General features: G+C 67.9%; 21 protein-coding genes. 7 read left to right on the top strand and 14 right to left on the bottom strand.

Translation table 11 applies throughout. The annotated features are described in order from the left end of the window. Positions 1-18: 18 nt before the first annotated feature. The gene (locus tag FFK22_RS26030) at positions 19-882 is read right to left on the bottom strand and encodes an NAD(P)-dependent oxidoreductase (RefSeq protein ID WP_138890850.1); all 864 of its coding nucleotides are present in this window, start codon (positions 880-882) and stop codon (positions 19-21) included. Between the two features lie 95 nt (positions 883-977). Here FFK22_RS26030 and rdgB point away from each other — a divergent pair, with 95 nt between their 5' ends. Both rdgB and hemW read left to right on the top strand, forming a co-directional pair. Continuing rightward, entirely contained in the window at positions 978-1610 is a 633-nt protein-coding gene (rdgB, locus tag FFK22_RS26025) for an RdgB/HAM1 family non-canonical purine NTP pyrophosphatase (protein WP_138890849.1), read from the top strand. After that, entirely contained in the window at positions 1607-2761 is a 1155-nt protein-coding gene (gene hemW / locus FFK22_RS26020) for a radical SAM family heme chaperone HemW (protein ID WP_138890848.1), read from the top strand. Before rdgB ends, hemW begins: the two co-directional genes overlap by 4 nt. Positions 2762-2767: 6 nt before the next feature. Here hemW and FFK22_RS26015 read toward each other — a convergent pair whose 3' ends face one another. Next, on the bottom strand, positions 2768-3415 hold the full coding sequence (locus FFK22_RS26015; protein WP_138890847.1) for a dihydrofolate reductase family protein: 648 nt from the start codon (positions 3413-3415) through the stop codon (positions 2768-2770). Between the two features lie 140 nt (positions 3416-3555). On the opposite strand from FFK22_RS26015, the gene FFK22_RS26010 reads away from it, so the two are divergent. The 4 genes from FFK22_RS26010 (at position 3556) to FFK22_RS25995 (ending at position 8224) form a co-directional block, all read left to right on the top strand. Further along, positions 3556-3921 carry a VOC family protein gene (locus tag FFK22_RS26010; RefSeq protein WP_138890846.1) on the top strand — a complete coding sequence of 122 codons (366 nt, stop codon included), beginning with the start codon at positions 3556-3558 and terminating at the stop codon, positions 3919-3921. Between the two features lie 79 nt (positions 3922-4000). Further along, on the top strand, positions 4001-6775 hold the full coding sequence (polA, locus tag FFK22_RS26005; RefSeq protein ID WP_138890845.1) for a DNA polymerase I: 2775 nt from the start codon (positions 4001-4003) through the stop codon (positions 6773-6775). A 12-nt stretch (positions 6776-6787) separates the two neighbouring features. Continuing rightward, entirely contained in the window at positions 6788-7609 is an 822-nt protein-coding gene (locus FFK22_RS26000; protein ID WP_138890844.1) for an SDR family oxidoreductase, read from the top strand. A gap of 6 nt (positions 7610-7615) precedes the next feature. Then, on the top strand, positions 7616-8224 hold the full coding sequence (locus tag FFK22_RS25995; RefSeq protein ID WP_138890843.1) for a LysE family translocator: 609 nt from the start codon (positions 7616-7618) through the stop codon (positions 8222-8224). Between the two features lie 4 nt (positions 8225-8228). Here the strand turns inward: FFK22_RS25995 and FFK22_RS44530 are convergent, their stop codons facing one another. The 12 genes from FFK22_RS44530 to FFK22_RS25935 all read right to left on the bottom strand — a co-directional run bounded on the left by FFK22_RS44530 (position 8229) and on the right by FFK22_RS25935 (position 21790). Next, positions 8229-9182: an ABC transporter ATP-binding protein gene (locus FFK22_RS44530; protein WP_138890842.1), complete on the bottom strand. Its 954-nt coding sequence runs from the start codon at positions 9180-9182 to the stop codon at positions 8229-8231. Continuing rightward, on the bottom strand, positions 9179-9988 hold the full coding sequence (locus FFK22_RS44525; RefSeq protein WP_138890841.1) for an ABC transporter ATP-binding protein: 810 nt from the start codon (positions 9986-9988) through the stop codon (positions 9179-9181). Before FFK22_RS44525 ends, FFK22_RS44530 begins: the two co-directional genes overlap by 4 nt. After that, the gene (locus FFK22_RS25980; protein WP_138890840.1) at positions 9985-10815 is read right to left on the bottom strand and encodes an ABC transporter permease; all 831 of its coding nucleotides are present in this window, start codon (positions 10813-10815) and stop codon (positions 9985-9987) included. The genes FFK22_RS44525 and FFK22_RS25980 overlap by 4 nt, the downstream gene beginning before the upstream one ends. A 106-nt stretch (positions 10816-10921) precedes the next feature. After that, positions 10922-11902, bottom strand: a complete 981-nt coding sequence (locus tag FFK22_RS25975) for an ABC transporter permease (protein WP_138890839.1) — start codon at positions 11900-11902, stop codon at positions 10922-10924. A 294-nt stretch (positions 11903-12196) separates the two neighbouring features. Next, positions 12197-12862 (bottom strand): hypothetical protein, encoded by a 666-nt coding sequence (locus FFK22_RS25970; RefSeq protein WP_138890838.1) that lies wholly within the window; start codon positions 12860-12862, stop codon positions 12197-12199. Positions 12863-12957: 95 nt separating this feature from the next. After that, entirely contained in the window at positions 12958-14124 is a 1167-nt protein-coding gene (locus tag FFK22_RS25965) for a trypsin-like peptidase domain-containing protein (protein ID WP_138890837.1), read from the bottom strand. 207 nt (positions 14125-14331) lie between these two features. Next, positions 14332-14757, bottom strand: a complete 426-nt coding sequence (locus FFK22_RS25960; protein WP_138890836.1) for a nuclear transport factor 2 family protein — start codon at positions 14755-14757, stop codon at positions 14332-14334. 169 nt (positions 14758-14926) lie between these two features. Beyond that, positions 14927-16765 carry a S24 family peptidase gene (locus FFK22_RS25955; RefSeq protein WP_138890835.1) on the bottom strand — a complete coding sequence of 613 codons (1839 nt, stop codon included), beginning with the start codon at positions 16763-16765 and terminating at the stop codon, positions 14927-14929. 28 nt (positions 16766-16793) lie between these two features. Continuing rightward, positions 16794-18923: an ATP-binding protein gene (locus FFK22_RS25950; RefSeq protein WP_138890834.1), complete on the bottom strand. Its 2130-nt coding sequence runs from the start codon at positions 18921-18923 to the stop codon at positions 16794-16796. Between the two features lie 57 nt (positions 18924-18980). Then, positions 18981-19430, bottom strand: coding sequence for an HIRAN domain-containing protein (locus tag FFK22_RS25945; protein WP_138890833.1), 450 nt, complete (start codon positions 19428-19430; stop codon positions 18981-18983). A 149-nt stretch (positions 19431-19579) separates the two neighbouring features. Continuing rightward, on the bottom strand, positions 19580-19834 hold the full coding sequence (locus FFK22_RS25940) for a type II toxin-antitoxin system Phd/YefM family antitoxin (RefSeq protein WP_138890832.1): 255 nt from the start codon (positions 19832-19834) through the stop codon (positions 19580-19582). 342 nt (positions 19835-20176) lie between these two features. After that, positions 20177-21790: an ABC transporter substrate-binding protein gene (locus FFK22_RS25935; protein WP_138890831.1), complete on the bottom strand. Its 1614-nt coding sequence runs from the start codon at positions 21788-21790 to the stop codon at positions 20177-20179. Positions 21791-22003: 213 nt separating this feature from the next. On the opposite strand from FFK22_RS25935, the gene FFK22_RS25930 reads away from it, so the two are divergent. Next, complete coding sequence (locus FFK22_RS25930) at positions 22004-22900, top strand: fructose bisphosphate aldolase (protein WP_138890830.1); 897 nt, start codon at positions 22004-22006, stop codon at positions 22898-22900. The last annotated feature ends 127 nt before the right edge of the window (positions 22901-23027 follow it).

Below are 23027 nucleotides of genomic sequence, written 5' to 3'. Positions count from 1 at the left end.
TCCGGGGCTCACGGCATCTCAGTCCTGCAGCGCCAGCAGCAGGCTGGAGGTGTCGACCCGGCCGCCGGCCTTGGCCTGGACCGCCGCGTAGAACTGGTCGACCAGCGCCGTGGCCGGCAGCCGGGCGCCGTTGTGCTTGGCCTCCTGGAAGCAGATGCCGAGGTCCTTGCGCATCCAGTCGATGGCGAAGCCGAAATCGAACTTGCCCTGCAGCATGGTGCGGCCGCGATTCTCCATCTGCCAGCTCTGCGCCGCGCCCTTGGAGATCACGTCGAGCACCAGGTTGCCGTCGAGCCCGGCCTTCTGGGCGAAGTTCAGCCCCTCGGCCAGGGCCTGGACCAGCCCGGCGATGCAGATCTGGTTGACCATCTTGGTCAGTTGGCCGGACCCCGCCGGGCCCATCAGGGTGCAGGCGCGGGCGTAGCTGTCGATCACCGGCTTGGCCACGGCGAAGACCGGCTCGCGCCCGCCGCACATCACCGTCAGCACGCCGTTCTCGGCCCCGGCCTGGCCGCCCGAGACCGGCGCATCGACGAAGCCGAAGCCGAGCTTGTCGGCCTCCGCCTCCAGCTCGCGGGCGATGTCGGCCGAGGCCGTGGTGTGGTCGACCAGGATGGCGCTGCCGGACATGCCGGCGAAGGCGCCGTCCGGCCCCTGGACCACGGAGCGGATGTCGTCGTCGTTGCCGACGCACATGAACACGATGGCGGCGTCCTTCGCCGCCTCGGCCGGAGTCGGCGCCCATTGGCCGCCATGGCGCTCGGCCCAGGCCTCGGCCTTCGCCGCGGTGCGGTTGAAGACGGTGACCTCGTGCCCCGCCTTGACCAGATGCCCCGCCATCGGCGCGCCCATCACGCCCATGCCCAGGAATGCGACCTTCATCGTCCTCGTCCCCACCCGTCATGCGTTGGAGACGACACAGTGCACCAACCGGCGCCTTTGATTCCAGCGTCGGCCGCGCGTATCTGATGCCCATCATGACGAACGCCGCCTCCCCCGCCCGCCGCTTCGCCGGCGACCACCTGGTCATCGCCAGCCACAACAAGGGCAAGATCCCGGAGATCGCCGCCCTGCTGGAAGGCCGCGTGCCGCGCCTGACCTCGGCGGCCGAGCATGACGTGCCGGAGCCGGAGGAGACCGGCGCGACCTTCATCGCCAATGCCGAGCTGAAGGCCCGCTTCGTCGCCGAAGCCACCGGCCTGCCGTCGCTGGCCGACGACAGTGGCGTCGCCGTCACCGGCCTCGGCGGCGAACCGGGCATCTATTCCGCGCGCTGGGCCGAGAAGCCGGACGGCAGCGGCCGCGACTTCGCCTATGCCATGGAGCAGGTGCGGTTGAGACTGGGCGACAATCCGGATCGCAGCGCCCGCTTCGTCTGCGCCCTGTCGCTGTGCTGGCCGGACGGCCATTGCGAGACAGTCGAGGGCGAGATCCGCGGCGAGCTGGTCTGGCCGGCGCGCGGGATCAAGGGCTTCGGCTACGACCCGATCTTCGTGCCGGACGGCCACGACCGGACGTTCGGAGAGATGGAGTCGGCCGAGAAGCACGGCATGAGCCACCGCGCCGACGCCTTCGCCAAGCTGGTGGCGCGCTGCTTCGAGGGCGGATGAGCGCCCCCGGTTTCGCTCTCTACGTCCATTGGCCGTTCTGCCGGTCGAAATGCCCGTATTGCGACTTCAACTCGCATGTCCGGGAGCAGGTGGAGCATGAGCGCTGGCGCCGGGCGCTGGTGGCGGAGCTGGACCATTTCGCCGACCTGACGCCGGGCCGGACGCTGACCTCGATCTTCTTCGGCGGCGGCACCCCGTCGCTGATGCAGCCGGCCACGGCCGCGGCGGTGATCGACCGCGCCGCCGAGCGCTGGGGCCTGGCGCCCGATGTCGAGATCACGCTGGAGGCGAACCCGACCTCGGTCGAATCGGGACTGTTCGCCGGCTTCCGCGCCGCCGGGGTGAACCGGGTGTCGCTCGGCGTCCAGGCGCTGGACGAGGCGTCGCTGCGCTTCCTCGGCCGCAACCACTCTGCGGAAGAGGCGCTGGCCGCCGTCGGCCTGGCCGCCCGGCATTTCGACCGCTTCTCCTTCGATATGATCTACGCCCGGCCGGGCCAGACCGTGGCCGGCTGGACGGCGGAGCTGCGCCAGGCGCTGGACCACGCCGTCGGCCACATCTCGGCCTATCAGCTGACGATCGAGCAGGGCACCCGCTTCCACACCCTGTATTCGCGCGGCGAGCTGGTGCTGCCGGACGAGGACACCCAGGCGGCGCTGTACGAGGCCACGGCCGAGGTGCTGGGCGCCGCCGGCCTGCCCGGCTACGAGATCTCGAATCACGCCCGGCCGGGTGAGGAATCGCGCCACAACCTGACCTATTGGCGCTATGGCGACTATGTCGGCGTCGGCCCCGGCGCGCATGGCAGGCTGACGCTGAACGACGGGAAGTGGGGCACCCGCACCCATCGGGCGCCGGAGGTGTGGCTGGAGCGGGTCGAGGCCGCCGGCCATGCCGAGCATGAGCGCGAGGCGGTGCCGCCCGAGGCCCGTCGCGACGAGATGCTGATGATGGGGCTGCGCCTGGCCGAGGGCGTGGCCAAGTCCCGCATCGCCGACGAATCCGGCCTGCCCTTCGACCGGGCGATCGACCGCCGCCGGCTGGACCGGCTGGTCGCCGGCGGCTTCCTGACCGAGGATTCGGACCGCCTGACCGCCAGCCCCGCTGGCCGCCAGCGCCTGGACGCGGTGCTGGCCGCGCTGCTGGGATAGGTCGCGTCAGCCCTGCTTCGTCACCGTGAAGTGGGTGGCGCGGGACGAGCTGACCCGTTCGGTGCAGACATAACCCAGGGCGGCGAGGTCGAGCCCGGCGAACAGGTTCTCGCCGCTGCCCAGCAGAACGGGCGCCTGGGCCAGATGCATTTCGTCGATCAGGCCCTTGGCCAGGTATTGCCGGACGGTGGCGACGCCACCGCCGACCCGCACATCCTTGCCGCCCGCGGCCTCCCGCGCCTGGCGCAGAGCCGATTCGATGCCGTCGGTGACGAAATGAAAGGTGGTGCCGCCCTGCATGACCAGCGGCGCCCGGGCGTGGTGAGTCAGGATGAAGACCGGCGTGTGATAGACGGGGTCGTCGCCCCACCAGCCCTTCCAGCTGTCGTCCGGCCAGGGCCCGCGCACCGGCCCAAACATGTTCCGGCCGAGGATCCAGGCCCCGATATTGTCGAAGCTGCGGGCGGCGAAATCCTCGTCGATGCCGGTCTCGCCGTCCTCCTTGCCGAACATCCTCTGAAAGGTGCGGGTCGGAAAGGCCCATTGCGGCAGCACCATGCCGCCCTTGCCGAACGGGTTCTCGAGGCTCTGTTCCAGCGCGGCGCCGTAGCCGTCCAGAGAAATCGAAAAGGCGCGGACAACGAGCTTGGACATGGCGGCGTTCCTCCAGGTGACGTTGTTTTCTGATTTTCTATCGCAACCAGTTATATAGTGCAATCGGATTTTGCCATGGGCTGTCCCTGCCCTGCCGCCCGGGCTATCCTCTCGGCCCAACTCACCGGGGAGGCGATGCCATGGCAACGGTCCGGTACATCGTCCACGACGTCGACCAGGCGGTCGCGTTCTATAGGGAAAAGCTGGGGTTCCGACTGCAGCAGCAGTTCGGGCCCAACATGGCGATCCTCGAGCGGGACGGGCTGACCCTGTGGGTCGCCGGCCCCAATGCATCCGCCAGCCGGCCGATGCCGGATGGCCGCAAGCCCGAGCCCGGCGGCTGGAACCGATTCGTGCTGCAGGTCGACGACCTGCCGGCCTTGGTCGCCGATCTGCGCCAGCGCGGCGTCCGGTTCCGCAACGACATCGTCACCGGCCCCGGCGGCCAACAGATCCTGTGCGAGGACCCGTCTGGCAACGTGGTCGAGCTGTTCCAGCCGGCTTGAGCGGAGGCCCGACCGGGTGGACACCCGCTCTCCGGCGCGGCATGGTCGCGCTCTGTTCCCGTCCGGAGAGGGCCCGCCGATGTCGACCACACCGAAGACCTATTACCTGATCGACGGCTCGGGCTACATCTTCCGGGCCTTCCATGCGCTGCCGATGATGATGCGCAAGTCGGACGGGCTGCCGGTGAACGCCGTCTACGGCTTCACCAACATGCTGATCCGCCTGCTGGCCGATCTCGACGCCGACCACCTGGCGGTGATCTACGACGCGTCGGAGCGCGGCTTCCGCAAGGAGATCTACCCCGCCTACAAGGCGCAGCGGCCCGACCCGCCGGAGGAGCTGATCCCGCAATTCCCGTTGATCCGCGCCACCAGCGAGGCCTTCAACCTGCCGGGCATCGAGATCGAGGGCTTCGAGGCCGACGACATCATCGCCACCTACGCCCGGATGGCGCGGGAGGAAGGGTCGCGCGTCGTCATCGTCTCCTCCGACAAGGACATGATGCAGCTGGTCGGCGACGGCGTGACCATGCTGGACCCGCTGAAGAACAAGCCGATCGACGCGGCCGAGGTGATGGAGAAGTTCGGTGTCATGCCGGACCGGGTGATCGACGTGCAGTCCCTGGCCGGCGACAGCGTCGACAACGTGCCGGGCGTGCCCGGCATCGGCATCAAGACCGCGGCCCAGCTGATCACCGAATATGGCGACCTGGACACCCTGCTGGCCCGGGCCGGCGAGATCAAGCAGCCGAAGCGCCGCGAATCCCTGATCCAGTATGCCGAGCAGGCGCGGATCAGCCGTCAGCTGGTGACGCTGCGCAGCGACGCGCCGGTGCCGTTCGGGCTGGAGGGCATCGTCGCCCGCCCGCCGGACCGGTCGAAGCTGGTAAGGTTCCTGGAGGAGATGGAGTTCCGGTCGACCATCACCCGGGTCGAGGCGTCGTTCGACAAGCTGGGCACCACCGGCGGCGACGAGCCTGACCTGGCGGCGCCGGGCAAGCCCGAGGCGATCGCCCAGGACTACCAGCTGGTGCAGGATGCGGCGGCGCTGCAGCGCTGGGCCGATGCGGCGATCGAGGCCGGGGTGCTGGCGATCGACACCGAGACCAACTCGCTGGACGCCGAGGCGGCGATGCTGTGCGGCATCTCGCTGGCCGTGGCGCCGGGCCGCGCCTGCTACATCCCGGTCGCCCATGTGCCGCCGGAGGGCGACGGGCTGAACTTCGGCGGCACGACGCTGCAGCAGATCCCGCTGGCCGAGATCCGCCGCATCCTCGGGCCGGTGCTGGTCGACCCGTCGGTGCTGAAGGTCGGCCACAACCTGAAATACGACGCCCATGTGCTGGGCCGCTCCGATGTCGGCCTGCCGATCACGCCATGGGACGACACCATGCTGATCTCCTACGTGCTCGACGGCGGCGCGCATGGCCACGGCATGGACGAGCTGTCGGAGCTGCACCTGCAGCACCGCACCATCCCCTATGCCGCGGTCTGCGGCACCGGCAAGTCCGCCATCACCTTCGACAAGGTGCCGCTCGACAAGGCCCTGGCCTATGCCGCCGAGGACGCCGACATCACGCTCAGGCTGCACATGCTGCTGAAGCCGCGGCTGGTGGGCGAGCGGATGGCCACGGTCTATGAGACCATCGAGCGGCCGCTGGTCGGCGTCATCTCCGACATGGAGATGGCGGGCATCAAGGTCGATCGCGCTGCCCTGGCCCGCCTGTCGATGGAATTCGCCGAGCGCATGGTAGCGCTGGAGGCGGAGATCCATGTCTCGGCCAAGGGCCCGTTCAATGTCGGCAGCCCGAAGCAGCTCGGCGAGGTGCTGTTCGAGCGCCTTGGCCTGGCCGGCGGCAAGAAGAGCAGCAAGACCGGCGCCTACTCCACCGATTCGAGCGTGCTGGAGATGCTGGCGGCGCAGGGCCAGACGATCGCGACGCAGATCCTGGAATGGCGCCAGCTGGCCAAGCTGAAGGGCACCTACACCGACGCGCTGCAGGCCCAGATCAACGAGAAGACCCAGCGGGTCCACACCTCGTTCTCGCTGGCCGCGACAAACACCGGCCGGCTGTCCTCGAACGAGCCGAACCTGCAGAACATCCCGATCCGCACCGAGGAGGGGCGCAAGATCCGCTACGCCTTCGTGGCGGAGGACGGGCATAAGCTGATCTCGGTCGACTACAGCCAGATCGAGCTGCGGCTGGTGGCACAGATCGCCGGCGTCGCGCTGCTGAAGCAGGCCTTCCTCGACGGCACCGACATCCACGCCATGACCGCGAGCCAGGTGTTCAACGTGCCGCTGGCGGAGATGACGCCGGAGACGCGGCGCAAGGCCAAGGCGATCAACTTCGGCATCATCTACGGCATCTCCGGCTTCGGGCTGGCGGCGCAGCTGGGCATCCCGCAAGGCGAGGCCACCGCCTTCATCCGCGCCTATCTCGACCGGCTGCCGGAGCTGAAGGCCTGGATGGACGAGACCAAACGCACGGCGCGCGAGCGCGGCTGGGTCGAGACCCTGTTCGGCCGCAAGTGCCACGTGCCGGGGATCAAGGACCCGAACCCGGCCCGCCGCGCCTTCGCCGAGCGCCAGGCGATCAACGCCCCGATCCAGGGCACCGCGGCCGACATCATCAAGCGCGCCATGGGCCGGCTGCCGCATGCGCTGGCGGCGGAGGGGCTGAAGGCCCGGATGCTGCTGCAGGTGCATGACGAGCTGCTGTTCGAGGCGCCGGAGGACGAGGCCCAGCGCACCGCCGAGCTGGCGCAGCAGGTGATGCAGTCGGCCGCGACGCTCGAGGTGCCTTTGATCGCTGAGGCCGGCATCGGCCGCAGCTGGGCCGAGGCGCACTGAGGGAGCCGGACCATGGCCGAGACCATCGACTTCGCCGGCAAGGCGGTGTTCGTCGCCGGCGGCACCAGCGGCATCAATCTCGGCATCGCGCTGGGCTTCGCCCGGGCCGGGGCGCGGGTGGCGGTGATGAGCCGCAGCGCCGAGAAGGTCGACGCCGCCGTGGCCCGGCTGCGAGAGGTGGGCGCCGAGGCCATGGGCACGGCCGCCGACGTGCGCGACTACGCCGCCACCGAGGCGGCGCTGCAGGCCGCGCATGACGCCTGGGGCGATCTCGACGTGCTGGTCTCGGGCGCGGCGGGGAACTTCCCGGCCCCGGCGCTGGGCATGTCGGCGAACGGCTTCAAGTCGGTGGTCGACATCGACCTCTTGGGCAGCTTCCACGTGCTGCGCGCCGCCCACCCGTTCCTGCGCAAGCCGGGCGCTTCGGTGATCAACATCTCGGCGCCGCAGGCCGAGGCGCCGATGGCGATGCAGGCTCATGTCTGCGCCGCCAAGGCCGGGGTCGACATGCTGACCCGGGTGCTGGCGATGGAGTGGGGCCGCGACGGCATCCGCATCAACTCCGTGATCCCGGGGCCGATCGACGGGACCGAGGGCATGGCCCGGCTGGCGCCGACGCCGCAGGCCCGCGCTTTGGTCCAGCGCAGCGTGCCGCTGGGCCGGATGGGCGTGGCCGAGGACGTCGCTGCCGCCTGCCGCCTGCTGTCCTCCCCCCTCGCCGCCTTCATCACCGGCGCGGTGCTGCCGGTGGACGGCGGTTGGTCGCTGGGCGGCGCCGCCGCCTCGATGGGCATCATCGCCGAGCAGGCGATGGCCACCAAGCCGAAGGGATAGGAGTCCATGACCATCGAGATCTATCTCGCCTATATCGCCGCCTGCATCCTGGTCGCGATCATCCCGGGGCCGTCGGTGACGTTGATCGTCGCCAACAGCCTGACCCACGGCACCCGCGCCGGTCTGCTGAACATCCTCGGCGGGCAGATCGGGTTGGTCCTGATGCTCGGCGTCCTGGTCATCGGTCTGGCCGCGGTGGTCGAGGCGATGGGCCATTGGTTCGACTGGCTGCGCCTGGCCGGTGCCGCGTATCTGGTGTGGATCGGCTGGAAGCTCCTGCGCGCCCCGGACACGCTGGCCGAGCCCGTGCGCCCGCCGCGCGGCGGCTTCGTGCTACAGGGCTTGCTGGTGGCGCTGAGCAACCCGAAGATGCTGCTGTTCTTCGGCGCCTTCATCCCCCAGTTCGTGCAGCCCGGCGGCGACCAGTCCAGCCAGGTGCTGCTGCTGGGCGCCACCGCCCTGGTGGTCGCGGCGCTGTCCGACGGCATGTACGCGCTGCTGACCGGCCGGGCCGGCAACGCCCTGTCGCGCCGCCATGTGCGACTGGTGTCGCGCACCGGCGGCGCCTGCCTGATCGGCGGTGGGGTATGGCTCGCCTTCACCCGGGCGCGGTAGCGGCTCACGATCCCTCCCCGGCGATCAGGCAGGCGGCCTGCTGGCCGGCGCCGAGATCGACCGGCGGCGGATCCTCCAGCGCGCAGCGGTCGAAGGCGAGCGGGCAGCGGGTGCGGAAGCGGCAGCCGGAGGGTGGCCGGCGCGGGCTGGGCGGGTCGCCTTGCAGCAGCATGCGCTGCGCCCCCGGCACCGGGTGCAGCCGCGGCACGGCCGACAGCAGCGCCCGCGTGTAGGGATGGCCGGGCTGGGACCAGACCCGGCCGGTCGGCCCGCTCTCGACGATGCGGCCGAGATGCATCACCGCCACCCGGTCGGCGACGTGGCGCACCACCGCCAGGTCATGGCTGATGAACAGATAGGCGAGGCCGAGCTCGGCCCCCAGCTCGGCCAGCAGGTCCAGCACCTGGGCGCGGACCGAGACGTCGAGCGCCGAGACCGGCTCGTCGCAGATCACCAGCCGCGGCCGCGGCGCCAGGGCCCGGGCGATGGCGACGCGCTGGCGCTGGCCGCCGGACAGCTCGTGCGGGTAGCGATCGGCGAAGCCATGGCCGAGCCCGACGCGGTCCAGCAGCCAGGCGACGCGGTCGCGCCGCTCGGCCCGGCCGACGCGGGCGACGCGCAGCGGGTCCTCGACGGCCGTGCCGATCGTGTCACGCGGGTTGAGCGAGGCGACCGGGTCCTGGAACACCAGCTGGATCTGCGCCCGCAGCGGCCCGAGGGCGCGGCCCTGGCGGCGGGTGACGTCCTGCCCGGCGAAGCGGATCGTGCCGGCATCCGGGTCGGCCAGCCGGGCGGCGAGCCGGCCGAGGGTGGACTTGCCGGAGCCGGATTCGCCGACCAGGCCCAGCACCTCGCCCGGCGCAACGGTGAGCGACACACCGTCAACGGCCTGCACCGCGTCGGGTGGGCGACCGAAGCGCTTCACGACATGGTCGAGGACCAGGAGGGGTTCGGTCATCGCCCCTCCCCCGTCCATCTTGGCGCGTCGTCAACCGACAGCGTCGCAGCCAGCAGTTCCCTGGTGTAGCCGTGCTGGGGATCGTCCAGCACCCGGCGGGCCGGGCCGGTCTCGACCACCCGCCCCTCCTTCATCACCGCGACGCGGTCGGCCAGCTCGGCGACAACGCCGAGGTCGTGGGTGACCAGCAGCAGGGCCATGCCGCGGCGGTCGCGCAAGGTGCGGAACAGGTCGAGGATCTGGGCCTGGACGGTGACGTCGAGCGCCGTGGTCGGCTCGTCGGCGATCAGCAGCTCGGGGTCGGCGGCCAGGGCCATGGCGATCATCGCCCGCTGGCGCATGCCGCCGGACAGCTCGTGCGGATAGGCGCCGGCCCGGGCGGCGGCATCGGCGATGCCGACCTCGGCCAAGAGCTCCACCGCCCGCGCCGCCCGGCCGCGAGAGAGGCCATGGGCCGCCAGCACCTCGCGGACCTGCTCGCCCACGGTGAGCACCGGGTTGAGGCTGGTGATCGGCTCCTGGAACACCATGCCGATGCGGCCGCCGCGCACCGGGCGCAGCGCCGGCTCAGGCAGTCCCAGCAGCTCCGTTCCCGTGAGGCGGATCGAGCCGGCGATGCGGGCGTCGGGCGGCAAGAGGCCGAGCGGCGCCAGCGCCACGGTCGACTTGCCGGAGCCGGACTCGCCGACCAGGGCCAGCGTCTCCCCGGCCGCGAGGTCGAGGTCGACCCCACCCACGGCCCGCACCGCCCCGCCCTCTCCGAGGTAGTCGACGGTGAGCCCCCGGATCGAGAGCAGGCCGCTCACCGGCGCCTCCGCCGCGGGTCGAGCGCGGCCGTGAGCGCCTCGCCGATCAGGCTGACCGACAGCACGGCGACGACGATGGCGAGGCCGGGGATGGCCGAGAGCCACCAGGCGCTGCGCAGCACGGCGCGGCCATCGGCGATCATGCTGCCCCAGCTGACCCGGTTCGGGTCGCCGAGGCCGAGAAAGGCGAGGGCCGATTCGATCAGGATGGCGGCGGCGGTGATCACGGTGGCCAGCACCAGCACCGGCGCCAGGGCATTGGGCAGCAGCTTGGCGAAGGCGATCTCGGCCCAGCCCATGCCCATGCAGCGATAGGCGTCGACGAAGTCGCGCCGGGCCAGGGCCATGACCTCGGCCCGCACCACCCGGGCGGGGCTGGGCCAGGCGCCGAGGCCGATGGCGACGACGATGCTGCCGAGCGACGGGCCCAGCACCAGGATCAGCGCCAGGGCCAGGACGAAGCTGGGCACGGTCTGCACCGCCTCGGTCAGCCGCATCAGCGCCTCGTCGACCCAGCCGCCGAGGAAGCCGGCGGTGGTGCCGACCAGGAGGCCGATGCCGACCGCCAGCACCGCCGCCGCAGCGCCGACCAGCAGCGAGACGCGGGCGCCGTGGAACAGCTCGGCCAGCACGTCGCGGCCGAGCCGGTCGGTGCCGAGCCAATGCGCCGGGTCCTGGAACGGCGGCAGCTGCGCCGGACCGGCGATCGCCAGCGGGTCGCCGGGGAAGAGCCAGCCGGCGGCCAGTGCCATGCCCAGCACCAGCACCAGCCCGGCGAGGCCGAGCCGGCCGGCGCGGTCGGCCAGGAAGCGGCGGAGGATGCGCATCAGCGCGGTCCCCGCCGACAGGATCTCGCGGACATGCTCGGATTGCCTCTCCCGCCAGGCGGGAGAGGCAATCCGAGCGGGCTGGAGAGATACGAGCTGCCGGCCATCATCGCGCCCCTCGCAGCCGCGGGTCCAGCCGGGCGTAGAGCAGGTCGACGGCGAGGTTGACCAGGATCACCATCACCGCGCTGGCCAGGATGATGCCGAGCAGCAGGTTGAGGTCGCGCCTTGTCACCGCCTCATAGGCCAGGCGGCCGAGGCCGGGGATGGCGAAGACGCTCTCGATCACCACGCTGCCGCCGAGCAGCATGCCGAAATGGACGCCGAACACCGTGACCATGGGCAGGAGCGCGTTGCGCACCACATGGCGCCAGGTGATGCGGCCGGGCGGCAGGCCCTTGGCCCGGGCGGTGCGGACGAAGTCGCTGTCCGCCACCTCCAGCATGCCGGCGCGCATCAGCCGCAGGTACACGGCGACATACATCAGCGACAGCGCCACGGTCGGCAGCACCAGGTGGCGGGCGACGTCGGCGGCATAGGCCCAGCCGGTGTCGAAGCTGGGCACGGTGGCGATGCCGGCCAGCGGCAGCCAGCGCAGCTTGACGGCGAAGGCGACGATCAGCATCAGCCCGATCCAGAAGCCGGGCATGGCGTAGAGCAGCAGGCCGAAGCCGGTGACCAGCGTGTCGAGCCAGCCGCGGCCCCGGATCCGGCTCTGGGCCGCGGCGACGCCGAGCAGGGTGCCGGCGGAGAGCGCCAGCGACAGGGCGGCGGCCATCAGCAGCGCGGTGTTGCCCGCCCGCTCCAGCACCAGGCCGAGCACGGGGCGGGAGAAGCCGACCGACCAGCCGAGGTCGAGCCGGACGACATGGGCGAGGTAGAGGCCGAGCTGCACCGGCCAGGGCTGGTCGAGCCCGTATTCGGCGCGCAGCCGGGCGATCAGCCCGGGGTCGCCGCCGCCCATCTCGACCACCAGCGCATCGACGGCGTCGCCCGGCGCCAGCCGCAGCAGCAGGAAGGCCAGGCAGACGACGATCAGCAGCACCGGCACCGCCTGAACCAGGCGCCGGACGAGGAGCGGTTTCATCGGGCGGCTCCGGGATCCGCGGGAGCGGCAGCTTACCGCGCGGAGTCCGGGATGCCACGGGGTTGTGGGGGGTGCGCTGCCGCCTTGTCTGTCTACGGTCTGGCCGGTTCGGACCGTTTCGTTGCCCCTCCCGCTTGCGGGAGAGGTCGGGCTCGCGCAGCGTGACGAGGGCTGGCCCCGGACCCGACGCCCTCCCCTCGCCCGAAGGCGCAAGCGCCTCCGGCCTCTCCCACACGCGAGAGAGGCAAAAACAATCTGAGCTGTCGTGAGAGGGCACTGGACGACGGGCCGCGCTTAGCTGCTGTCCGGCTTCGAAGGCTCCGGCGAAGGCCGACCGGCCTCATCCGGCTCGTCGGACCAATCGTCCGCCGATTCGCAATCGGCGGCCTCGGCGGTCTCCGCCGGCTCGACATCCGCCGCTTCGTCGACGTCGTCCCAGCACTGTGGCAGCGGGATCGAGGGCGGCGGGCGGCCGATCTTGCGGCAGATCGCCTGCACGAATTCCGCGGGCGACATCGCGTCGATCTGCGCCTCCAGGGTCTCGTCCTCGACCAGCTTCTCCCACACCACGGAGCGCAGATGCTCGGCGCCCTCGCCATCCGCCGGCGTCGCCATCGCCTTGATCGCCGTCTCGAACGCCCATTCCCGCCGCTTCCGGCGGCGCTCCTGCTCGCCCGACTTCACCCGCTCCGTCTTGCGCATCAGGTACTCGGCGCGAATCCGCTCGATCATGGCGATCGACAGCCGTATCGACCGGGTGAGGCGCGACTGGGTCAGCCCGAAATCCGGCGGCTCCTTCGGCCCCGACACGCTCGCCGACTGCTGCTGCCGCTCGGTCAGCCGCTTGCAGCGCATGTCGAGCTCAACCGCCTCGCGCAGCGTCTGCAGCGCCCAATCCGCCCAGCGGAGGTCGGAATCGGTCGGCCGGGTCTCCTCGGAGTCGGATTGCGCCGTGTCCATGGAACATATCATGAACAAGATGCCGCGCCGGCGCAACTGAACATTTCGTTGAGCGGCGGCCGACCGGCGGGCGGATGGCCGGCCGGCCGTCGTCCTCAGCTCTCCGCCTTGTCGGCTTTCGGCTGCAGGGCGATGTCGACCGAGAGGGTCTTCGACTTGCCGTCGCGCAGCACCTCGACCGGGACGGACGTGCCGGATGCGGTCTCCGCCACCAGCCGCGGCAGGTCCTTCGACTCCGCGACCGGCTTGCCGTCGAACGACACGATCACGTCGCCCTGGCGCAGGCCGGCCTTCAGCGCCGGGCTGTTCTTCTGCACCTCGGCGACGAGGGCGCCCTTCGCGGTGTCGATGCCGGCGGCCTCGGCCAGCTCCGGCGTCAGCGCCTGGATCTCGACGCCGAGCCAGCCGCGCTGGACGCTGCCATGCTCGCGCAGCTGGGCGATCACCGATTTGGCGAGGTTGGACGGGATGGCGAAGCCGATGCCGACCGACCCGCCCGAGGGCGAGTAGATCTCGCTGTTGATGCCGATGACCTTGCCGGCGGCGTCGAAGCTGGGGCCACCGGAGTTGCCGGGGTTGATCGGCGCGTCGATCTGCAGGAAGTCTTCCAGCGGGTTGGCGTTGATGTCGCGGCCGCGGGCCGAGACGATGCCGGCGGTGACGGTGCCGCCGAGGCCGTAGGGGTTGCCGACCGCCATCACCCAGTCGCCGACCTGGGCGGCGTCGCTGTTGCCCCATTCGACCGCGGCCAGCGGCTTGTCGGCCTTGACCTTGATCAAGGCGAGGTCGGTCTTCGGGTCGGTGCCGACCACCTTCGCCGGCAGCACGGTGCCGTCATTGAGGGTGACCGAGATCTCGTCGGCGTCCTTCACCACATGGTTGTTGGTGACGATGTAGCCGGCCGGATCGATGATGAAGCCGGAGCCGGCGCCGTGGATCTCCTGGCCGCCCCGCCTGCCGCGCGGCCCGCCGTCGCGATCCGCGACCTGGGCCGGCCCCTGATGGCCGGTGATCGAGACATTGACGACGCCCGGCATCACCTGGTGCGCCAGCCCGGCAAAGGAGCCGGATGTCGCCGGGACGAGCGGGGCGGCCGGGACGACGGGGGTGGTCGCCGGCGGCTGGCTCTGTGCCACGGCCGGGGCACCGAAGGCCAGGACCGCCGCGACCGGCGCGCCGATCAGGGCCGTGCCGACCAGCAGCGCCGCGGTCATCCGGCGCAGGCCGGGCCTCCGGCCCTCGGACTCGAAGGGGGACTTCATCTGCAACTCCACCAGTCTCGGATCGCCGGCAGCATGGTGCGGCGTGTACCGGTGAAGATAAGAGCGCGACGCTGAATTTGCCCTGGCGGGGGAATTACATCGGCGCAATCCATCCGCTGACGTCTCTGGACTGGCCCCGGAACGAACCGGAAGAGCCGGGGCGAAGGGGGCGGATGCCCGGCCCGCCGGGCCGCGGCCCGGCGCCGGTCAGTCGGTGTGCGGCGGGCGGTCGACCGCCCAGGCGGCATCGGCGCCGAAGGGGTGGTCGATGAAGAAATACCAGGTGCCGTCCGCGCCCCTGCGGTGCACCTCCATGCCGTGGTGGTGGACCTCGACCGGCCTGCCGTCCCGGCCCCGGCCGGTGATCCGCCATTGCGAACGCGTCATCGCGAAGTCGCCGGCGACGGTGACGTGGTGGGTGACGACATCCATGTGGGGCCGGAGATCGATATAGGCGGCCATGGTCGCCCGGATCGCGTCGGCGCCGCGCGCGACCGTGGTGCCGCCATGGACATCGTCGACCTGCACGATCGAGGCCTCGGGATGATAGAGGGCGGCCGCCGCCTCGACATCCTGCGCGTTGAAGGCGCGCGCCAGCCACAGATTGGAGAGATCGGGAGAGGGAGCGCCCATGTGTCCGGTGTCCGATGGTGGGGATGGGCACGAGATAGGATGTGCCTGGGCAGCAGGGGAGGCCGCGGTTTTGCAGCCGCCATGTGCAGGGACGCACAGGCGCCCTCGACCGCCGAGCGCGTGGACCGCGCTTCACGGCGACAGTGCCTACCGCTCCCGCCTTGCTTCATCAACCAAGCCTCAGGACGCCGTGAACGCGCCAAAGCCGCTCGAGTAAAGGAATCCCGGGACGAGTGGCTGAGGGGTTGAGCGAGACCCCAATCGCGTGCCCGTTCAATCCAATGTTCTCAAAGACGCGAATATTATCCGAAATTGATTGCCCCAGGCGCTTCAGATAGCCAAAGCTCTCGCCATTGCTCCGCGCCGTTATCGCAACGATACGCCCCTCCAATGCTGCCAGTTTTGCCGGCGAGAGGTCATCTGACGTTTCAATCAACACTACATCGCCGTTCCGAATGACAGGATAAGCGCTATCTTCAACGATGTGGGCCGCGACCAACTTGCGCGAGAGTATGTCAGTGGTTTCAACAGCGACGGCCTCATCGCGGCCAGGAGGATCTTGGGCATCGTAAAGAATGCCGATGATTGGCAGAATACGAATTGCTGCGGTTGGGACGAGCAACACTGGCGGCACGCGCTCTGTGCCGGACCGGTCGGCAACGAGGATTGTCCGCGACAGGTCTTTCTTGTCCCGGTGAAACCGACGCGCATAAGTCTTGTTGCCATACAGCGCGATAACCGGCTCGCCTTCGATTGCGTCACGATCAAGTGAAACGATGACAACCTGTCCGGTCAGAGCCAGCGACCCTAACGTTGGACTGCGAATGGCGTATAAGGCGACCGAACCAAGCGATGCCAAAGATAGATATTCCTGGTCTCCGCCGATTGCGAGAATGTCAGCGCTACTACGTGCTGCCAAGGTGCCGAGCATAGGGAGAGGCACGACCGGGAGGTGTGTTTCTTGCGGCGCTGCCGGTGCGTCCGCCAGCACAAGATCACGCTCCTCATGCGTAAGTCGGCCGAGAAAACGAGCATAGGAAGCCGCACAACTCCGCAGAAGACTGTGCACACTTTCGTAAACCTCATTTACGTCGGCAGCATCTTGCGGCGTTATCATGGATGGCTGGTGATGCGCCTTGTTGATAATCCTATAAAAGAGAGCGCCGTCCCGAAGAGCCTGATGAGTCAGCAGCTTTTCAAATGGCGGTTCCTCGAACGGGCGCTCTCCGGCGTTCCTCGCTTGGCGCATCTGACCGAGGAGATCTCCAAGCGTCGGAGAGTGCATAATCAGCGACTCAGTCGCAAGAAGACCCCACAACCTGTTCTCGATATCAACGCGGACACACTTCACAAACTCCTGTGCCTTAGCTGCATCATTCTCGTCTTCGAGATATCGACTACGCCTTTCTCGAATTTCGTCAATGGTTGGGCTAAGCGATGCAGTCAGCTTACACGAAGATACGGGATCGAGCCGCAGCGCCGTCCACGAAGGCGCATCTGCGGCACGTGACGGGAGCTTGTCCTGCACAGAAGCCACAAAGCGAACGTCATTGGAAGCGATCAGCGGGCGCATCCCATGAGCCGGCATCTTAGGCACCGCGGCCGCAAGGTTCTCGCAATTAATCGGATCAAAATGCGTCTGCGGATCGTCGAGGAGGATACAGCTCAACCCACCCGACTGAGTCCGCACATGTTCCCAGAGACTGAAGAGGAAAGCCCAGACGCATGCCCGCAAAAGCGATGTATTCATGACTTGATGCGCTGGCACGCGCATACTGCCAAGGCCGGCGCGCAACCCAAACCCGTTTTCTCCGTCTGGCTCAAACCCACCATAGTTTGGGCCGCCCCGATAGTGGGGTCGATAGATATTGCTCAACCAGTCGCTAGTATCACGATCAAGGGTTTTAATGAGCCCTGAAACACGCTCATAAACTAGAGCGGGGAATTCAAGAAAAGACTCAACCGCGTCCGCGGCCCGTTCGAGCAGCGCCAGCCGTTTGTCCTCCACCTCCCACGCTTGCCGCTCCCGATCGAGATCAGCGAGTTGGCGCACAAGCGAGAGGATGGGAGAAGCGTTCTGCACAGCGCGCCGGATGGCTTCGATCTGCTCGCGAAGCGATCGGTTCTTCTGGCTTTACCCTTTTTTCTTCGCCTTCCGTGGCTGCTTGATCTCGGGTAAGCGGCACAGTGCCAATGTAGCGCGCCATCAGACATTCTAAAGCCTCGCGAGCAGTTGCTCGGTGCGCACGCAAACTCAAAGCGTGAGCGACGGCGGCAAGTCGCTTCTGCAACTCGCCACCCGCGAAAAGTAAAGGAAGCTCGCTTTCTGCCGGCTCCGGCGCATCGGGCAGCGGGCTTTCGCGTACCGCAATATCCCAAACTTGCCGCCCATTCTTTTGCAATGGCTGCAGCCGACCTGCGAATGCCTTTTGCGTGAGAAGCTCGCCCACATAGCCACTACCGACAAGAGCCAACAACGTGTCGGGCAGCAACTTGTCAGCAAAACCACGCAGGTCTTCGGGCAGTACATTCAGAAACGCAGCTGCCTCGTCGCGCTCCCATTCCGACACAGTCTTCGCAATATCACTGTCGGCCTCGCGGCACTGATCAAGTGCCGCCTTCACCGATATGTCGAGCAGCGCGTCGGCGGGCACTTTGTCGAGATCTGACCCACAAACGGGACAATTGGCCATATCGCCACCGGAATGATGCTCTCGATGCCATGCCCCCACTCGGGCGTACAAACGCCAGCGTGCTGCCTGCCGCTCGTCCTCCAGCCGCTTTGAAAGCGCCTGTGCCCGTGTACGAATTTGCTCGATGCTTCGTAACGCGGCAGTCGCGTCCTCCTCGGATACTCCAGAAAGCGAGAGGATCACTCCGACCGACGGCAACTCCCGCAAAGCACTACCCTTGAGACGCTCAGCAGCCGAATCAAGCGCGGCGACAATGCTGTCCGCATCCTGCTTCGTGGCCAGTTCCACCCGCTGTCCCAGGATGGCTTCCATCGCGGACGTCATTTCACTTTGCAGCTCCTGCAAAAGTTTCCGCGCGGCAGCAACGGAGGAGGCACAGTCGGCCTCGTCTTCCCCACCCCTTTCGCCGGGCATCAGAATGCCAGGCGGCGTCCCAAGATCAGGATGTTCCTCCCAGCTCTCGACAAGAGTCTGCAGCCTACTTGTGAAGTCTTTCGATTTTTGATTGCGCTTTTCCTCCGTTGCACGCCTTTCTGCAGTTCGCAGACGGTTGACGAGTCGACTTGAGCGCTGCCCAAGCTCCTCGAGCGGTTTCAGTCCGGTTAGCTGCGAGACGGCCTGAGTGAAGTCGGTCTTCTCGTCGAAGCGCATATGCGCCGCGACGCCGGGCATGAGCGTGCCGACCTCAATTGCCAGGGCCGATAGCCCGAGCGCGTCCAATCCCTCCACAGGTGCTGTGAGCTTCTTACCCGATACTTGCAGCCTGCGCGTAACGCTATGGCTCTCACCCGTATCTTCGCGCCTGAACGTCAGCGTCACCCAGGTATCGAGTTTCGGCTGATCGCCTAGCTTTTCGAGATTATCAGCCGAGGGAATAGGAACGATCGGTGGCACGGCGATCTCAGGTCGGCTGCTCTCTTCGCTACTGGCCTCATCATCTTGGGCTGACCATTCAACCACCATAGGCTCGTGCACCTCATTCGGCATGTGCTGCGAGCGCAAAGCCTTACCGGTCAGGCACCAGATCACCGCGCTTAACAGGGCGGTTTTTCCGGCGCCGTTAAATCCGCCGATTAGCGTAATTTCCTTATCAAGATTGAGTACAAGACTGTGCGGGTCCTCACCGCTTGGCCCCAAATGTTGGTGCAGCCCGCCAAAACGATGCGCCTCTATGCGTTTCAAATGCCAGACTGATTTCTCCCTGGTCGGGCGAGAGATCTGCGTCTTAGCCACCGACAGTTCCGCTTCGAGAGCCGTGAGCAGTCCCTCAATCTCCTTTGCCTGAACAGTTCGATTCCGCGGCCACAGGTCGCGATTGCGTCCGTAGAAGGCAAACGCTTTACGCTTATCATCTGTATCGAGCCGAAAGACCGTCTCTTTGGCGCGATGAATTGGCGCGCCCGCCACTATTAATCGAATAGCTTCATCCAGGCTGTGATCCTCAAGGCGTATCGGTTCAATCTTCTCATCCATCGCATTAGCCAATCAGCATGAATTTCAAATCTTCAGAACTCACTACAGCAGTGATGTCTAATCAGGTGCTTTCACACCAATGCCGAAATCGATCCGTCCGAGATTGGGTATCGCCAAATTGACGCCGTAGTGCCCTTCGTCGTATTGATTGGTGCGCCAGCCGCCACGCACTCGCGCCAAGCAGGTCGCTGCCTTCAGTCCAGCTTCCCGCATCTGTTGGCCGACACGCTGAGCTTGCTCGCGCGAGAGATAGCCGACCTTACGCCCCTGAATTTTCACCATAATCGCATTGGGGTCATGGTGATTGGCGGGCTCGCACTCAATCAATGCGTCATACTCACCTTCGTGACCATGGCGAGTGTGGGCGCCACAGATCGCGACCAAGGCTTCTTGATAGTTACTCTCTCCCACGGCCTGCATGGGGAACGAGCCCTCGCGCCATTTGATGCGAGCCTGTGGAGCAGCCTTGGACTTAGAGTCTCCAAACAGGAATGAAAATATACCCATCGAAATGCCTCTTACGAAAACGCGTCAATTAGAAATAGCTATTGAGCAAGAGTCCATAGCGATCCGCTATGGGATGCTGGCAACGCAGTGGAAAGGGCTGCAGCGAGAAGCCCACTAACTGGCGAAGGCGCTTTGGCTAGCCTGGTGCCTCAGGACAGGTCGGCCGGCCGGTGCAGCGGGCCGTCCAGGCGCGGCGGGCCGAACTCGATGTCCTCCTGGCCCGGCATCGCCAGCATGTCGATGATGCTGCGCTCGCCGCCGGCCAGCTTGCGGTAGTCCTCGATCGTCAGCAGCACATGGGCCGGCCGGCCGCGGTCGGTGATGAACACCGGCCCGTTGCCGGCGAGCTTCTTGGCCCGGCTGGGGTCCTGGTTGAATTCGCGGCTGGAGAGGGTGGTCGGCATGCGGCGCCTCCGTTCGATGGAGACATCTTATACCAGCGAGCCCGCGATCGGACTCTCGTGCAAGAGAACCGTCATTGCGAGCCTCCAACGCCGCTGCGCGGCTCCCCGAAGGGAAAGAAAGTTTTAACTTCTTCAAGAGGAGGCGAAGCCGACGAAGCAATCCATGCCTCCGCTCGGACTGCCCGATGGATTGCTTCGCTGCGCTCGCAATGACGATCTTTTCATGCGATCGCTGGTATTACTACACCGGACAGTCGCCAACCTCGACGATGGTGCCGCTGGATCGCCGCGCCCCTGCGGGGCTCGCGATGACGGTAGGAGAGGCTGGCGGGAACCGAGGCCTCAAATCTCCAGCCACGTATCCGCCCAGGACGAGGTCGCCCATCGCGGATTGGTGGCGATGTTGTGCAGCCGGCGGCTGGCGACGGTGATGAAGGTGAACTCGGCGGCCACGATCAGCGGCTGCTGGTCGGCGGCGCGCACCTGGAACTGCTTGTACAGGTCGATGCGCTTCGCCGGGTCGAGCTCCACCGCCGCCCGGTCGATCAGGTCGTTCATCGCCGGGTCGTTGTAGCCGTACTGGTTCGAGAACGGCACACCGTCCGGCAGGCCGCCGCGGTAGAGGATGGTGGTCGAGATCGCCGGGTCGTTGCGGTAGACCGGCGAGCCGATCGCCAGGTCGAAGGCGTGGTCGGTGTAGACCGCCTTGGTGTGGCCGGCCGCGTCGTTGGTCACCAGCGTCGCATCGATGCCCACCGCCTGCAGCGCCTGGCGCAGATAGTCGCCCATCTGGCGGGTCTGCTCGAACCACGGCGCCGGTAAGAGGCGCAGGGCGAAGCGGGTGCCGCCATCCTTGCGGGGATAGCCGGCCTCGTCCAGCAGGGCCTCGGCCCGCTTCGGGTCGAACGGGTAGGTCGGCACGTCCGGCGTGTAGAAGGGCACGCCGGTCTTCGGCACCGGGCCGGTGGCGGCCGCCGCATAGCTGCGGAAGATGGTGCCGACGACATAGTTCTGGTCGATCGCATGGGCGATGGCGCGGCGCACGCGGACATCCGCCAGCTCCTTGCGGCGGTGGTTGATCTCGACCGTCAGCTGGTAGGTGATGCCCTCATAGCCCTTGCGCACCACCGCGAGGTCCGGGATGCCCTTCAGCCGCTCCAGCTCCTCCAGCGGCACGGCGGAGAAGGCGGAGAGCTGGATCTCGCCCGCCTCATGCGCCGCGACGACGGCGCCGCGGTCCGGCAGCACGCGGTAGACGATGCGATCGAGATACGGCAGGCCGCCCTGGCCCCAGTAATTCGGGTTCCGCTCCAGCAGGTAGTATTCGCCCGGCTTGTGCTCGCCGTAGCGGAAGGGGCCGGTGCCGACCAGCTGCTCGTTGTGCGGGTTGGTCTCGATGTCGACGCCCTCGTAGAGGTGCTTCGGCACCACGGCGGTGAGGGCGGGCAGCGCGTTCTCGACCAGCTGCAGCGGAATCGGCGTGGCAAAGCGCAGGACGACGGTGCGGTCGTCCGGCGTGTCCACCCCTTCGAGGTCCTTGAACACGACCCGGCCGAGATTCTGCCGCTTGCTCCACAGCCAGATGGCGGAGAAGGCGACGTCGGCCGAGGTGAAGGGCTTGCCGTCATGCCAGGTGACGCCGTCGCGCAGGGTGAAGGTGACGGACTTGCCGTCGGCGCTGCCCTGCCAGGCGGTGGCCAGGAGCGGGGTCAGCTTGCCGTCATAGGCCATCTCGGCCAGCGGCTCGATCACCTTGCTGGCGACATAGAAGACACCATTGGAGGCGACCAGGGCGGGATTCAGGTTGCGCGGCTCGGTGTCCGCCGCGACGGTCAGGGTGCCGCCCTTGACCGGGTCCTGCGCCCAGGCGCCGTGCGGGCGCACCGCCGACAGCATCGCCGCGGCGCCGACGCCGGACAGGAGGGCACGACGGGACAGCGGCAGGCGGGCGGGCATGATGGACCTCGAGGGCAGGGTCGGTCCAGTCTAGCCGAGCGGCGAGGTGCGGCAAGGTAGAATCAGTTGGATAAACGACAAGTTGTCGTGAATTTGGGCCGTGGGCGGCCGAGGATTGCGCCGGTTGCCGCCGCCATGCCACAACGGGGGCCACCCCACAGGCCGGCGGTCGAGGCGCTGCCTCCCGCCCGGGCCGGAACCAGGAGGATGACGATGACCCAGGACGCGATGGCGGCGCAGATGTCGGAGAAGCCGGGCTTCATCGCCGCGCTGGACCAGAGCGGCGGGTCGACCCCCGGCGCGCTGCGGCTGTACGGCATCCCGGACAGCGCCTATAGCGGCGATGACGAGATGTTCCGGCTGATGCATGAGATGCGGGTGCGGATCATGACCGCGCCGGCCTTCACCGGCGACAAGGTGATCGGCGCGATCCTGTTCGAGAAGACCATGGACGGGCAGGCCGAGGGCAAGCCGGTGCCGACCTTCCTGTGGCAGGAGCGCGGCGTGGTGCCGTTCCTGAAGATCGACAAGGGGCTGCACCCCGAGGCCGATGGCGTCAGCCTGATGAAGCCGATCCCGGGGCTGGATGCGCTGCTGGAGCGGGCGAAGGCGCTGGGCGTCTACGGCACCAAGGCGCGGTCGGTCGCCAACCTGGCGTCGCAGAGCGGCATCGCCGCGCTGGTGGCGCAGCAGTTCGAGTTCGGGGCGCAGGTCTCCGCCCACGGGCTGATGCCGATCCTGGAGCCGGAGGTGCTGATCAAGAGCCCGGACAAGGCCGGGGCCGAGCGGATCCTGCGGGCCGAGATCCTGAAGGGGCTGGACAAGCTGCCGGCCGGGCGGCGGGTGATGCTGAAGCTGACCATCCCGGAGGAGCCGGGCTTCTATGCCGAGCTGATCGCGCACAAGGCGGTGGAGCGGGTGGTGGCGCTGTCCGGCGGCTACACCCGCGCCGACGCCTGCCGCCGCCTGGCCGCCAACCCCGGCATGATCGCCAGCTTCTCGCGTGCTTTGGTCGAGGAGTTGAAGCGCGACATGAGCGACGCGGAGTTCAACGCCGCGCTGGGGAAGGCCGTAGACGAGATCTACCGGGCGTCGACGGCGAAGGGCTGAGTTTCATCCTCCCCCTCCCCTTGCGGGAGGGGGCCAGGGGGAGGGGTTTGGTGCCCTCAGGGCCGGCCTCGAAGGATTGCGACAACCCCGTAACGATCCCGACCAGCCGTGCCGGCTCCCTTCGATC

Origin of the sequence: Mycobacterium sp. KBS0706, from assembly GCF_005938675.2 — a bacterium.
In the GTDB taxonomy this organism is placed as follows: domain Bacteria; phylum Pseudomonadota; class Alphaproteobacteria; order DSM-16000; family Inquilinaceae; genus Inquilinus.
Note: the sequence above shows the minus strand (reverse complement) of the source record. Positions and strands in the feature narration are given on the sequence as shown.